Raw genomic sequence first — 12,689 nt, forward strand, 5'->3', positions numbered from 1 at the left:
GGCTACACCTACTACTTAATAATCTTTAGTTCTTTGGCGACCTGTTCAATCTTGCCATAGTTTTCGTTTTTCGTTTCAACGAATTTATCAGTTTGGAACAAGTCCACAATTTCTTGCGGCTCGCCGTTGAAGGAAAGAAGCGCATCCTTGACTTTATCCTTTGTGCCTTTTCCAAACACGTCTTCGACGTTGCTGTTAATGGTCCAGTTATAATCGAAATAGTCAGGAGTTGTGTAGAACACTTTTACTTTATTCGTGTCGACTTTTCCTTCTTTAACTGCTGCTTCCCAAACGGAAATATTTAGGGCACCTGCTTGGAAAGAGCCAGATTCGATTAACTTATAGGTTGTGTCATGGGAGCCGGAAAAATTAGGTTTACCATTAAAATCTTTGTTCGCATCGATGCCTGCTTCAGATAAGAAGTAGCGTGGCATTAAGTGACCGGAGGTTGAGCTTTCACTACCGAAAGTAAATGATTTCCCTTTTAAATCCTCCAAGGATTTGATGCCAGAGTCTGCTTGGGTAATAAATACTGATTGAAATTCGGCGTCGCGTGGACGTTGCACGATTGATTCCGCATCAGGTACAAGGTTTCGTGCTTGCACGCTAGTTAATCCGCCAAACCAAGCCATATGAATTTCACCGCGCTGGAAGCCAGTAACCAAAGCGGCATAGTCGACAGATGGAACAAATTCTACTTTTAAACCAGTTTTCTCACTTAGGTATTTTGCGACACCATCCATCCCTTTTTGGAGGTCGGCAGCATTTTGGTCAGGAATTGCTCCAATTTTAAATACTTCTTGCTTTTTTGGTTCGTTCGCACTTTTATCCTTGTCGTCTGATTGGCCGCAGGCAGCCAATGAAAATACCATTATTACTAGAATGATTACAGAAAGCCATTTTTTCATTAATATATCTCCTTATGAGTACAAAATATTGAGCCTTCTACATTATAGGGAAATAATATGATTTAATAAATTCAATTTATCTATTTATTAGTTGTAAAAGAATCGATTTTTTCTATTGGAAAAAATAGCATAAAAAATCCCCTGTATAAGATGACAGGGGATTTTTCAGTATGGCTAATAAAAAGGGGCACACAAGTGAATTTATTGGATACCCCTTAATCTTTATTTAAAATACTTTCGTAGTCCAATCCTCACAATTCCAAATATCGGTCGCAATTTCACGATAGAAATCAGGTTCGTGGGATACCATCAAGATACTTCCGCGATATGCCTTTAAAGCACGCTTCAATTCTTCTTTTGCATCCACATCTAAGTGATTAGTAGGCTCGTCTAAAATTAATAGATTCGTCTCTGTGTTTAAAATTTTACACAAACGAACTTTTGCTTTTTCGCCGCCAGATAGAACTTCGACTTTACTTTCAATATGTTTTGTCGTTAACCCACATTTTGCAAGAGCAGCACGGACTTCAGCCTGATTCATACTTGGAAACTCGCTCCAAATCTCTTCAATACAGGTATTGTAGTTGGCCTGTTTTACTTCCTGCTCGAAGTAACCGATGTGTTGATACTCACCACGTTCCACTTTACCCTCCAGCGGATCAATCAAGCCAAGAATACTTTTTAGAAGAGTAGACTTACCAATACCATTTGCACCTACGAATGCAATTTTTTGTCCACGTTCCATTTTTAAATTCAGAGGGCGTGAAAGTGGTTCATCGTAACCAATAACAAGATCTTCGGCTGTGAAAATATAACGACTAGCTGCACGAGCTTCTTTGAAATTAAACTCTGGTTTTGGCTTTTCTCTCCCCAATTCAATAACTTCCATTTTATCAAGCTTCTTCTGACGAGACATCGCCATATTACGTGTCGCAACACTCGCCTTGTTACGAGCAACGAAATCCTTCAAATCAGCAATTTCTTGCTGTTGACGCTTGTAAGCAGACTCTAGCTGTTGCTTCTTCATTTCATATATTTTTAGGAAGTTATCATAGTCACCAACGTAACGATTCAACTCTTGGTTTTCCATGTGATAGATCAAGTTAACAACATTGTTCAAGAAGGGAATATCATGTGAAATCAAGATAAAAGCATTCTCATATTCCTGTAAATAGCGCTTCAACCATTCGATATGCTGTTCATCCAAATAGTTCGTGGGCTCATCTAGTAATAGGATTTCAGGCTTTTCTAGCAAAAGCTTTGCCAGCAAAACTTTCGTACGCTGCCCACCGCTAAGATCATCTACATCTCGATCAAGGCCAACATCGTCTAATCCCAGACCGCGAGCAACTTCTTCAACTTTTGAGTTAATTTGATAGAAATCATTACTATCTAAAGTTTCTTGCAGCTCTCCAACTTCTGCAAGCAGCGCATCGATATCAGCACCTTCATCACCCATTTTGGCATAAAGTTCATTGATTTCTGCTTCAGTATCAAATAGATATTGAAAAGCAGTACTCAAGGCGTCACGCATCGTCGACCCTTTTTGAAGTACAGCATGCTGATCTAAGTAACCAACTCGAACTTTGCGTGACCACTCAACTTTGCCCTCGTCGGGCTGCAACTTTCCCGTCACAATATTCATGAAAGTAGACTTACCCTCACCATTTGCCCCAACTAAACCAACGTGCTCACCTTTTAATAGCCGAAAAGACACATCATTAAAAATTGCACGATCACCGAAACCGTGACTTAGATTTTTTACGTTTAATACGCTCATTTTTTTAACCCCTTATATAATGTCACATGTAGATTTTGGCTGCTTTTTACTTCGTTCAAGATTCAATCATTATTTCATATTACAAGATTTTCACAAATTCGACTAGACTTTTTACTTGTATATTATATGGAAATTCTCTTTTCGTCTGAAAAAGGAAATCACTTATGTATAGTTTTGCATTCTCCAAGGGCAACTTAAGGATAAAAAAGGAATAATTGTATGATCGGACTTATCGCTGCCATAATCCTGTTTAATTTTATCGCCTTTAAACAAAAAAAAATTATGACTGCTAATCAAATCGTTCATATTTGGGTATTTACCATTGCCCTCCAAACCACTTTCGACGTATTTGTTGAATTTAAGTATCATGCATACTGGTATTTTGACAATAGTGTGAACTGGCTAGGTTTATTGCCCCATCTATTGATTGTCCCAGCAGCCAATATCATTTTCTTAAATTGGTTTCCATTTAAGAAGAATCGATTTCATATGGTTCGATACTTTTTTCTCTTTACCCTGATTATTTTAATTTTTGAGCTTATTACTTTATTGCCTGAACCTTGGGGATTCTTTCACTATGGATGGTGGAGTATTTGGCATTCAGTGTTACTCGATCCGTTTTTGCTGCTAATTTTATTAGGATATTATAAGTGGATTTGCATATTAGAACAGAAGGCGTGCTCCCAAATCAAATAGTTTATCGAAAGTTTAAACAAGTACTGAAACTTGTACATATTATAGTAAAAACTGAGTTTTTTGCTATGGGGAGGAGAATTCATGGCTATTAGTCGGGATGGGATCAATATCGGAACGATTTCAGGGGGGATTGTCAACTTTGGCGGGGCTGTTTACATTTCGCCAATCTCGGTTACAAAAACGGTTGCAGGATCGGGGGAAGGCAATGATACTACTTCTACAACAAACTCATTGCAAAGTGCGACAGATACCGCTGCCAATTTGGCAAGCAACTTACTGAATACAATAAGGCGGAGCAGGTAACCCTGCTCCGTCCTCTTTTTTATGAAGCTTTTAATTCTTTGGAGATATTGGTGCTTTGCTTAATCGGCTTCGCTACATTAAATACAATGTTTAGGAAAATAGCAGTCAAGCTTCCGGAAACGATTCCGCTATTTGTCAAGATTTTCACACTTTCAGGAAGGTGAGCGAATAAATCCGGTACGGTAGTTACGCCTAATCCAACCCCAACCGAGCAAGCGATGATCAACAGATTTTCCTGGGATGAAAAATCAACCTTGCTGAGCATTTTGATTCCCGAAGCAATGACCATGCCAAACATCGCGACCATGGCACCGCCAAGAACAGCAGTTGGAATAACTGTTGTTAAGGCGGCAACTTTTGGCACAAATCCTAGAAAAATTAAAATACCGCCCATGGTGTAAATTACACTTTTAGTTTTTACCCCTGAAAACTGGACAAGCCCGACGTTTTGCGAATAAGTGGTATAAGGGAATGAATTAAAGAACGCCCCAATTATACTTGCCAAGCCTTCTGCCCGGTAACCCTTAACCAAATCCTGTTCCGATAGTTTTCGGCCAGTGATATCACTTAAAGCAAAATAAACCCCAGTTGACTCCACAAGACTTACAATCGCCACGATGGTCATCGTAATAATCGGCGCCAATTCAAATGAAGGAACTGCAAAATGCAACGGAGTTACCATATGGAACCAAGAAGCGTCACCTACTGCAGAGAAGTCTACTTTTCCCATTAAGGCCGCGGCTATCGTCCCTGCCAATAACCCCAATAAAATCGAGATGGCACGAATGAAGCCTTTAAAGAAACGATATAGAATGATAATAAATAATAGCGTTCCAAATGCAAGGGCAATGTTAGAAATGGAACCGAAATCAGGACTGCCTTGCCCGCCGGCAACATTATTCATGGCAACAGGTATCAGGGTTGTCCCAATAATGGTTACAACAGACCCGGTTACGACAGGAGGGAAGAAGCGAATTAGTTTCCCAAAATATTTGGCAATTAACACGACGATGATTCCAGATACAAGGATAGAGCCGTAAATCGCAGACAACCCGTACTGGTTACCAATGGCAATAATCGGACCCACGGCGGTAAATGTACAGCCAAGCACAATCGGCAGCCCAATCCCAAAATAACGGTTCTGCCATACCTGCAGGATGGTGGCAATTCCGCTCGTAAGGATATCAAGCGAGACTAAATAGGCAAGCTGCTCATTTGTAAGATTCAAAGCACCTCCGATAATCAGCGGGACGATGACCGCTCCTGCATACATAGCCAGAACATGTTGAATACCAAGTGATGCCGTTTTTAATGGATGATTTTTCATTAGACAAGTTCCTCCACTTTCTCTGTTTTAAACAAGACTTCCCCGTTAGAAAGGGAAGCAACCCGTGCTAGCGATTCCACTCTGATCCCTTGTTGTTGAAGCAACTTTGCTCCATGTTGGAATGACTTTTCAATGACTATTCCAAGGCCTGCCACGCTGGCACCGCTACTCTGAACAATCTCGATCAAGCCAAGTGCAGCCTGGCCATTGGCAAGAAAATCGTCTATTACCAAGACCTTATCATTACTATTTAAAAACTTTTGGGCAATTGAAATCTCGTTTGTTTCATTTTTTGTAAACGAATGAACGGCTGATGTTAAAAGACCATCTGTCATGGTAAGTGATTTTCTTTTTCTGGCAAACACAACTGGCACATTCAGCTCTAGACCAGCCATTACCGCAGGTGCAATACCAGAAGATTCAATGGTTACAATTTTAGTAATGTCTTCATCCTTAAAAAGGCGGGCAAATTCTTTGCCGATTTCAAGCATTAAGCTGGGATCAATTTGATGATTCAAAAATGAATCCACTTTTAAAACCTGTTCCGAAAGGACGATTCCGTCTTTTTGTATTCTTTCTTCCAATAATCTCATGATGTACCCCCAGTATTTTTAAAAAATAAAAAAGCCCAAAGAACAGCGCTCACACAATCAAGAGTGAGGCAATGTCCTTTGGGCTTAAGTCCAAATGTAAATAAGAAGGAAGACCGCTATGAATAAAGCGGTGGCCATTACCCACTCATAGTCAGATTGTTAACGGCAATCCGGTAGAAACTTGCGGGCCATATCCCCGCTATTATATGAGTGTTGCTATGTTGAATTTATTCACAATTATATCACGTACTTTCATCATTACAAGCATTTTTTTCGGAAAATACGAATGATATGGTAAATTAAATAAATTTCGTTCGCCTTTGAATTCCCTTTCATTATTTGGTGTTGCAGGTTTTTATTTTATTAGGGCATTCTAAACATAATAAAAATATTTTTTACTTTTGTCCTCCAGGGGTGAACATTCTTGGGAAAATGTGATAAAGTATAGTATAGAAAACCCTTTAGTGACGCAGTTTACAAGGGTTTATACTGTCCGTCTCAGGAGGACAAATGTATTTTCTCAAACTACAAAAGACAAGTTTCGATAAAAAAGGGGGATTTAAAATGTCCAGTCATACTTTGGAGCAATTCTTAAATGAAAACCTTGAAGATTTAAAAGGGAAAGGTCTTTATAATGTTATCGATCCACTGGAAAGTCCCAATGGCCCGGTGATTACGATTAACGGACGCGAGCTTATTAATCTTTCTTCCAATAATTACTTGGGGTTGGCAACCGATGAGCGCTTGAAGCAAGCAGCAACAGAGGCCCTTGAGAAATATGGTGTTGGTGCAGGTGCTGTTCGAACAATCAATGGCACGATGAAGCTTCACGTGGAATTAGAAGAGAAGCTGGCAGAATTTAAACATACGGAAGCAGCTATTGCTTACCAATCCGGTTTTAATTGTAACATGGCTGCTATTTCTGCGGTAATGGACCAAAATGATGCGATACTATCCGATGAATTAAACCATGCCTCAATTATCGATGGCTGCAGACTCTCCAGGGCAAAAATCATCCGTTTCAACCACTCTGACATGGATGATTTACGTGCAAAAGCTAAGGCAGCTAAAGAGTCAGGTCAATACAACAAATTGATGGTCATTACAGATGGCGTGTTCTCGATGGATGGAGATATCGCATTATTGCCGGAAATCGTAAAAATTGCTGAAGAATTCGACCTGATTACATATGTGGATGATGCCCATGGCTCCGGCGTGTTAGGTGAGGGTGCTGGTACCGTCAAACATTTCGGACTTTCTGATAAAATCGATTTCCAAATTGGAACGCTTTCAAAGGCTATCGGTGTGGTTGGCGGCTATGTAGCCGGCAAGAAAAATTTGATTGACTGGTTGAAGGTGCGCAGCCGCCCATTTCTGTTTTCAACCTCGTTGACTCCAGCCGATGTCGCAGCAAGTAAGCGGTCGATTGAAATTCTGATGGAAAGCACAGAGCTTAATAAAAAGCTTTGGGAAAACGGAAACTATCTGAAAAAAGGCCTGGAGGAGCTAGGTTTTAATATTGGCAACAGCGAAACGCCGATCACTCCGTGTATTATTGGTGAAGAAACATTAACTCAGCAGTTCAGCAAGCGTTTGAACGAAGAGGGTGTTTATGCCAAAGCAATTGTGTTCCCAACGGTGCCAAAGGGAACTGGCCGTGTCCGCAATATGCCAACAGCAGCACATACAAAGGAAATGCTTGATCGCGCGATTGAGATATACAAAAAAGTCGGTAAGGAAATGGGCATCATTTAAGGAGGAGCTGTAATGAAGCGGATTATGATAACCGGTGCTTTAGGGCAGATTGGTTCTGAACTCACCTTAAAGCTTAGAGATATATACGGAAAAGACAATGTCATTGCCACAGATATTAAGAAAAATGACAGTGAAGCGGCACTTGGCGGCCCTTTTGAGACGGTAGACGTGACCGATTTGAATAAAATGGTTGAAGTTGCAAAGAAATATAAAGTGGATACCGTTATGCATTTGGCCGCGTTGTTATCTGCGACCGCAGAAGCTAAGCCGGTATTTGCCTGGAATTTAAACATGGGCGGATTAATGAATGCTCTTGAAACAGCCCGCGAGTTAAAGGCGCAATTTTTCACGCCAAGTTCAATTGGAGCGTTTGGCCCGACAACACCAAAGGACAACACACCGCAGGACACAATTATGCGTCCGACTACCATGTATGGGGTCAATAAAGTTGCTGGTGAATTGTTAGCGGATTACTATTATCATAAATTCGGGGTTGATACTCGTGGCTTGCGATTCCCTGGTTTGATTTCTTATGTAGCACCTCCAGGGGGCGGCACGACGGATTATGCCGTGGAAATCTTTTATGAGGCAGTGAGGAATGGCCGCTACACCTCGTATATTGATAAAGGCACGTACATGGATATGATGTATATGCCAGACGCACTGAATGCGATTATCGATTTAATGGAAGCAGAACCTGCTAAGTTGGTTCACCGCAATTCCTTTAATGTGAGCTCAATGAGCTTTGAACCGGAGGAAATTGCCCGGAGCATCGCTAAGTATATTCCTGGATTTAGAATTAGCTATAATGTCGACCCAGTTCGTCAACAGATTGCTGAGAGCTGGCCGAATTCAATTGATTCCAGTGCTGCAATAGCAGAGTGGGGCTTTAAATACGATTATGATTTAGACAAAATGACGAAAGACATGATTGAAAAACTTCGCCAGAAATTTCAATTAAGAATCCCAAGCTAATGCTTGGGGTTTTTTTGTGGCGAAGCGGGCTTGAGTACAGGAAGCTCCAAACAAAAAAAACAGCGAAGCTTTCGCCGCTTCGCTGTTACCTTTTTACATATATCAATTTTTCTTTTCTCTCTGTAACCCGTCCGACAACCGCGGCATGTGCCAAACCTCGTTTGTGCAGCTCTTCCACATAAGGTCCGGCTTCTTCTTCACTCAGCGAAACCAGCAGCCCGCCAGAAGTAATTGCATCGCATAACACCAGTTGTTCTTCAGGCAAGATATCCTCCTCGTAATGAACATCATCAATCAACCATTTATGATTTGACTTTGAACCTCCCGGAACAACGCCTTCTTTGGCCAATTCAAACGCGCCATCAAGAACAGGGACCTGTCCTAAATTCACTTCGAAACTTACCTCGCTGCCGCGAGCCATTTCGCTGCCGTGCCCCAGTAATCCAAATCCGGTTATATCTGTTACAGAATGTGGAGAATACGGCATTAACGCTTCCGCAGCGGCCTTATTTAACAGGGCCATTGTTTCAGTGACCTCAGCTTCCTGTTCAGACGTTACCACGCTTCTCTTAATACCGGTAGTTAGAATGCCAACACCAAGTGGCTTTGTTAGAACAAGCACATCACCAGGTTTTGCGCCAACATTTTTCCACACCTTGTCTGGATGGACAATTCCTGTAACGGAAAGGCCAAATTTTGGTTCCTGGTCATCGACTGAATGACCACCGACCGTTAGTGCGCCCGCTTCTTTCACTTTATCGGCAGCGCCGCGTAAAATTTCCGCTAGCATATCAGCGCCTAATTTTTTAATGGGATAACCAACAATATTAAGCACTGTTTTAGGCTCGCCGCCCATGGCATAAACATCACTCAATGAATTGGCGGCAGCAATTTGCCCAAACATATATGGATCGTCCACTATTGGAGTAAAGTAATCGACCGTTTGAATTAACGCAATCGTATTTGTTAACTTATAAACTCCTGCATCATCACTCGTTTCGTGTCCCACGATTAACTCCGGAACGGGGTCTTGCTTTGGTAATTGACGCAACACTTGCGCCAGGTCCTCTGGACCAATTTTGCAGCCTCAACCAGCCTTAGTCGACAAAGAAGTCAAACGAATTTTCTCTTGTTCACTCATCGTATGTACACCTCCATTTTCCTAGTATACCTTTTTCTAGCTCAATCCGCACGTAATTAAAGCGTAACATTTGCGGAATAATAGGGGGATAGGCTAAACTATTTTTACTATTAGAACAATGTAAACTGCAGGGGGGTACATAATGAAGGACTTACAAATAACTGTCGAATTTTGCATGCAATGAAACTACGCACCAAAAGCCGCGAGTTTCGCGGAAGAAATCATTACTCATTTCAGAAGAGATATCGCTAAAGTAGAACTCATCCCAGCTTCAGGCGGTGTTTTTGAGGTCTCCGTTAATGGCGAGAAAATCTACTCTAAGGATGAAACAGGCGTTTTTCCTGATACTGAAGAATTGATTCAGAAGTTGGAATCAAAATAAAAATACTCCTCGTACCGTAATGGTGCGAGGTTTTAATTTATTAATAATAATGTTATGTCAACTAACCTATAAAAATTACCTAAGGCAAGGTAATAAACCGATTTTTCCCAAAACTATTCTCCATCTTTTTTGAAATAAAAATCTCTAAGACACCATGCTGAAAAGAAGCATTTATACAATGATTAATAATGGTAAATGGAAAATTAATGCTGCGAATTCGTTTTGGAAATGGGGACGGATAGGTATATGCGTGCTTTTGGGCGGTAATGATTAATTGGGAACCTTCCACTTTTACGGTAATTTCAGAGCTGATAAATTCGTCCAAGAATCCTTCGACAATCCAATTCTCATCTGTTTCATATATATCAAGCCTAAATTGGGTATGGTCATAATGGGACGTGAGCGGATCTAAGAAATAATCTTTTAACCATTGTTCCACTTTTTCCAAATTTATTGTTTGATATTGAGGAATATTTTTCTTCTTCACTTCCATTTCCTCCTTGCTCGTATCATATTATTCACAGAGCGGTCAAACGTGAAAAATGTTATAATAGGACGAAAGAAGGAATTTTAAAGGAGTACATACAATGAAAGAATGGCTGCGATCAATCCCCCCTGTCCACGAACTACAAAAACATGATGAATTTTTCCATATCCTTGAAAGGAATGGGCTTGATTCTGTTCAGTTAACCAACCAATTAAAGGAGGTTATCGAAGAGATCAGACAATTGATGATTGAATCCCGGTGGGGTGGCCCCCAACCTGGAACGGAACAATTTATTAATGAACTGTTTGAAACCCTAAACAAAAAAGTGACCAAACAGTTTTCTTATACACTTGAGAGAGTCATAAATGCAACGGGAACCATTTTACATACGAATCTTGGCAGGGCACGATTAAGCGAAGCTGCCATTAATCATGTAATTGAAACTGCAAGAGGTTACTCCAATCTTGAATACAGGCTAATAGAAGGGGAGCGGGGCTCCAGGCATAGTCATGTGGAAGCCTTGGTAAAAGAAATAACCGGTGCCGAGGCAGCAATGGTGGTCAATAACAATGCTGCTGCTGTTTATCTTGTGTTGCGGGCGCTGGCAGAAAATAAAGAAGTCATTGTTTCACGGGGTCAGCTTGTCGAAATTGGCGGATCATTTCGAATTTCTTCCATCATGGAGGAAAGCGGTGCCAAGTTGGTAGAAGTTGGGACAACCAATAAGACTCACCTTTATGATTATGAGGAAGCCTTAAGTCCTGACACGGCGATTATCATGAAAGTTCATACAAGTAACTTTAAAGTAATTGGATTTACTAAATCTGTGGAAACAGAAGAGTTAATCGGGCTTTCGAAAAAAGCAGATGATGTCATTTTTTATGAAGACTTGGGCAGCGGTGCCCTATTTGATTTTAGAAAACACGGAATTGGCGATGAACCGGTCGTAAAAGAGGTTATTCAAATGGGGGCGGATGTTGTAACTTTTAGTGGCGACAAGCTTTTAGGAGGCCCTCAGGCTGGAATTATTGCTGGAAGAAAAGAAATAATTGAAGCATTGAAAAAACATCAATTAGCGAGAGTGTTACGAGTAGATAAAATGACACTGGCCGCGTTGGAAGGTACATTATTAGCTTATGCCCGCGGTGAAAAGGGCATGCTTGAGATTCCGACCATTCGAGATTTATTAGTTTCCGTTACTGAATTAGACGAAAGGTCTCGCACCTTTGTTTCAAGATTGTTACAAATGTCTACTCAATATGAGGCAAAAATTTTACCTGATGTAAGCCAGGTCGGCGGGGGAACGATGCCAGAGGTTGAACTGCCGACGGTGGTGATCTCATTAAACCATCAAGAGCTAACAGCGGAACAATTAAGCCGGAAGCTTAGAACTGAAAATAAACCGGCGATTGTGGGCAGGATTCAAAAGGATGAATATATGATAGATTTACGGACTGTCACACCTGAGGAAGAAGAACTGCTCTTGACGGCATTACTAAACCAATAAAAACATCGGTCCCATCGTACGCAGGGACCGATGCCTACTATTAATTCAACGAAACCTACATATCATGATTTGAATTATGTTTTTGACGGGTATGGTTGCGATTCTTGACCTTTTTTGAGCCGCTTAACGGCTCCGGCTGGCCTGAGGTCTTCGGTTGATTCCGGTGCATATCCTTGCTGTCATTTTTGTTGGTCATTTCTATCCCTCCTCATTTTTAGGATGCAGTCCTTCCGCCTTTTTATGCTGTATATTTTTTTAGCATTTGTGCAATTTAAAGGGTAAACATTTTGAAGGAGGCAAGTACAAATGCAAAGAAATCCGTACAACAAGAATAAGCAGGAAGCCTTTCAGGCTGCGCAGCAAGGATTTGAGAACGCTCAGGGTCTTTACGATACCATTGTCAGTGACAGTGCGAGCTATGGCCATCAGTTAAAACATTTGAAAAATGAAGTAAACGAGGCTTACCAGCAAATCGAAAATGCCCTTGAAGTTGCGTCTGAAACTCAGAGAGCGCAATTACAGCGCTTCCAGCAGGATTTACAGCAAATGGTGAACGAAGTAAATATGGATTAACATAAAAAGCGCAAGCGTCCTGGCCAGCAACTAGGGCGCTGGAGCTGGATTAATATAAAAAGCGGGGTCCCCACGATCCCGCTTTTTCAATTATTTATTGATTCTTTTTTCGTTTTTTATTGTTCCTTTTTTCCATTTCCGTTAAGTGTTCAGTTGCCATTTCTTCATTAAAACCTGCACCTACACCTTGTGCCTTGGCAGCATTCATGCCAGGTCTTACATGGTTCGCTTTTCGCTTCGCCAAGTCCATTCACCTCCTAAT

The 12,689-nt window shown here is 41.0% G+C and carries 14 protein-coding genes, 1 pseudogene and 1 riboswitch; of the genes and pseudogenes, 7 read left to right on the forward strand and 8 right to left on the reverse strand.

The window, feature by feature from the left end:
* Window positions 1–11: 11 nt before the first annotated feature.
* Entirely contained in the window at window positions 12–908 is an 897-nt protein-coding gene (locus ACZ43M_RS13320; RefSeq protein ID WP_464507890.1) for a putative selenate ABC transporter substrate-binding protein, read from the reverse strand.
* Between the two features lie 226 nt (window positions 909–1,134).
* Window positions 1,135–2,688, reverse strand: coding sequence for an ABC-F family ATP-binding cassette domain-containing protein (locus ACZ43M_RS13325; RefSeq protein WP_464507891.1), 1,554 nt, complete (start codon window positions 2,686–2,688; stop codon window positions 1,135–1,137).
* 219 nt (window positions 2,689–2,907) lie between these two features.
* Between ACZ43M_RS13325 and ACZ43M_RS13330 the strand changes: the two genes are divergently transcribed.
* The gene (locus tag ACZ43M_RS13330) at window positions 2,908–3,384 is read left to right on the forward strand and encodes a hypothetical protein (RefSeq protein WP_464507892.1); all 477 of its coding nucleotides are present in this window, start codon (window positions 2,908–2,910) and stop codon (window positions 3,382–3,384) included.
* A gap of 81 nt (window positions 3,385–3,465) precedes the next feature.
* Window positions 3,466–3,687 (forward strand): spore germination protein, encoded by a 222-nt coding sequence (locus ACZ43M_RS13335; protein ID WP_464507893.1) that lies wholly within the window; start codon window positions 3,466–3,468, stop codon window positions 3,685–3,687.
* A gap of 19 nt (window positions 3,688–3,706) precedes the next feature.
* Here the strand turns inward: ACZ43M_RS13335 and ACZ43M_RS13340 are convergent, their stop codons facing one another.
* Window positions 3,707–5,014 (reverse strand): nucleobase:cation symporter-2 family protein, encoded by a 1,308-nt coding sequence (locus ACZ43M_RS13340; RefSeq protein WP_464507894.1) that lies wholly within the window; start codon window positions 5,012–5,014, stop codon window positions 3,707–3,709.
* Window positions 5,014–5,607 (reverse strand): xanthine phosphoribosyltransferase, encoded by a 594-nt coding sequence (locus tag ACZ43M_RS13345; protein WP_464507895.1) that lies wholly within the window; start codon window positions 5,605–5,607, stop codon window positions 5,014–5,016. The genes ACZ43M_RS13340 and ACZ43M_RS13345 overlap by 1 nt, the downstream gene beginning before the upstream one ends.
* Before the next feature lie 128 nt (window positions 5,608–5,735).
* Window positions 5,736–5,837: riboswitch (purine riboswitch) on the reverse strand.
* Between the two features lie 334 nt (window positions 5,838–6,171).
* Here ACZ43M_RS13345 and ACZ43M_RS13350 point away from each other — a divergent pair.
* Together ACZ43M_RS13350 and ACZ43M_RS13355 are read left to right on the forward strand one after the other, a co-directional pair.
* Window positions 6,172–7,362, forward strand: coding sequence for a glycine C-acetyltransferase (locus tag ACZ43M_RS13350; RefSeq protein WP_464507896.1), 1,191 nt, complete (start codon window positions 6,172–6,174; stop codon window positions 7,360–7,362).
* 12 nt (window positions 7,363–7,374) lie between these two features.
* A complete protein-coding gene (locus ACZ43M_RS13355; protein WP_464507897.1) occupies window positions 7,375–8,337 on the forward strand; it encodes an L-threonine 3-dehydrogenase in 963 nt (320 codons plus the stop codon).
* Window positions 8,338–8,422: 85 nt separating this feature from the next.
* Here the strand turns inward: ACZ43M_RS13355 and selD are convergent, their stop codons facing one another.
* Window positions 8,423–9,478, reverse strand: coding sequence for a selenide, water dikinase SelD (selD, locus tag ACZ43M_RS13360; protein ID WP_464507898.1), 1,056 nt, complete (start codon window positions 9,476–9,478; stop codon window positions 8,423–8,425).
* A 196-nt stretch (window positions 9,479–9,674) separates the two neighbouring features.
* Between selD and ACZ43M_RS13365 the strand changes: the two are divergent.
* Window positions 9,675–9,860: pseudogene (locus ACZ43M_RS13365) on the forward strand (Rdx family protein); the annotation flags it as partial.
* Between the two features lie 79 nt (window positions 9,861–9,939).
* Here ACZ43M_RS13365 and ACZ43M_RS13370 read toward each other — a convergent pair.
* The gene (locus ACZ43M_RS13370) at window positions 9,940–10,347 is read right to left on the reverse strand and encodes an Hsp20/alpha crystallin family protein (RefSeq protein ID WP_464507899.1); all 408 of its coding nucleotides are present in this window, start codon (window positions 10,345–10,347) and stop codon (window positions 9,940–9,942) included.
* 100 nt (window positions 10,348–10,447) lie between these two features.
* Between ACZ43M_RS13370 and selA the strand changes: the two genes are divergently transcribed.
* Window positions 10,448–11,854 carry an L-seryl-tRNA(Sec) selenium transferase gene (selA, locus tag ACZ43M_RS13375; protein WP_464507900.1) on the forward strand — a complete coding sequence of 469 codons (1,407 nt, stop codon included), beginning with the start codon at window positions 10,448–10,450 and terminating at the stop codon, window positions 11,852–11,854.
* A gap of 55 nt (window positions 11,855–11,909) precedes the next feature.
* Here selA and ACZ43M_RS13380 read toward each other — a convergent pair whose 3' ends face one another.
* Window positions 11,910–12,050 (reverse strand): small acid-soluble spore protein P, encoded by a 141-nt coding sequence (locus tag ACZ43M_RS13380; RefSeq protein ID WP_464507901.1) that lies wholly within the window; start codon window positions 12,048–12,050, stop codon window positions 11,910–11,912.
* A 110-nt stretch (window positions 12,051–12,160) separates the two neighbouring features.
* On the opposite strand from ACZ43M_RS13380, the gene ACZ43M_RS13385 reads away from it, so the two are divergent.
* Entirely contained in the window at window positions 12,161–12,427 is a 267-nt protein-coding gene (locus ACZ43M_RS13385; protein WP_464507902.1) for a hypothetical protein, read from the forward strand.
* A 94-nt stretch (window positions 12,428–12,521) separates the two neighbouring features.
* On the opposite strand, the gene sspO is transcribed toward ACZ43M_RS13385, so the two are convergent.
* The gene (sspO, locus tag ACZ43M_RS13390; protein WP_262303947.1) at window positions 12,522–12,671 is read right to left on the reverse strand and encodes a small acid-soluble spore protein O; all 150 of its coding nucleotides are present in this window, start codon (window positions 12,669–12,671) and stop codon (window positions 12,522–12,524) included.
* Between the last annotated feature and the right edge of the window lie 18 nt (window positions 12,672–12,689).

This window comes from Neobacillus sp. B24 (assembly GCF_055381825.1).

Bases quoted from the DNA above. Each gene is read 5' to 3' on its own strand.
- ACZ43M_RS13330 (WP_464507892.1), top strand. From the start codon at position 2,908: ATGATCGGACTTATCGCTGCCATAATCCTGTTTAATTTTATCGCCTTT.
- ACZ43M_RS13320 (WP_464507890.1), bottom strand. From the start codon at position 908: ATGAAAAAATGGCTTTCTGTAATCATTCTAGTAATAATGGTATTTTCA.
- ACZ43M_RS13345 (WP_464507895.1), bottom strand. From the start codon at position 5,607: ATGAGATTATTGGAAGAAAGAATACAAAAAGACGGAATCGTCCTTTCG.
- ACZ43M_RS13380 (WP_464507901.1), bottom strand. From the start codon at position 12,050: ATGACCAACAAAAATGACAGCAAGGATATGCACCGGAATCAACCGAAG.
- ACZ43M_RS13335 (WP_464507893.1), top strand. From the start codon at position 3,466: ATGGCTATTAGTCGGGATGGGATCAATATCGGAACGATTTCAGGGGGG.
- ACZ43M_RS13340 (WP_464507894.1), bottom strand. From the start codon at position 5,014: ATGAAAAATCATCCATTAAAAACGGCATCACTTGGTATTCAACATGTT.
- ACZ43M_RS13385 (WP_464507902.1), top strand. From the start codon at position 12,161: ATGCAAAGAAATCCGTACAACAAGAATAAGCAGGAAGCCTTTCAGGCT.
- ACZ43M_RS13325 (WP_464507891.1), bottom strand. From the start codon at position 2,688: ATGAGCGTATTAAACGTAAAAAATCTAAGTCACGGTTTCGGTGATCGT.
- ACZ43M_RS13350 (WP_464507896.1), top strand. From the start codon at position 6,172: ATGTCCAGTCATACTTTGGAGCAATTCTTAAATGAAAACCTTGAAGAT.
- selA (WP_464507900.1), top strand. From the start codon at position 10,448: ATGAAAGAATGGCTGCGATCAATCCCCCCTGTCCACGAACTACAAAAA.
- ACZ43M_RS13355 (WP_464507897.1), top strand. From the start codon at position 7,375: ATGAAGCGGATTATGATAACCGGTGCTTTAGGGCAGATTGGTTCTGAA.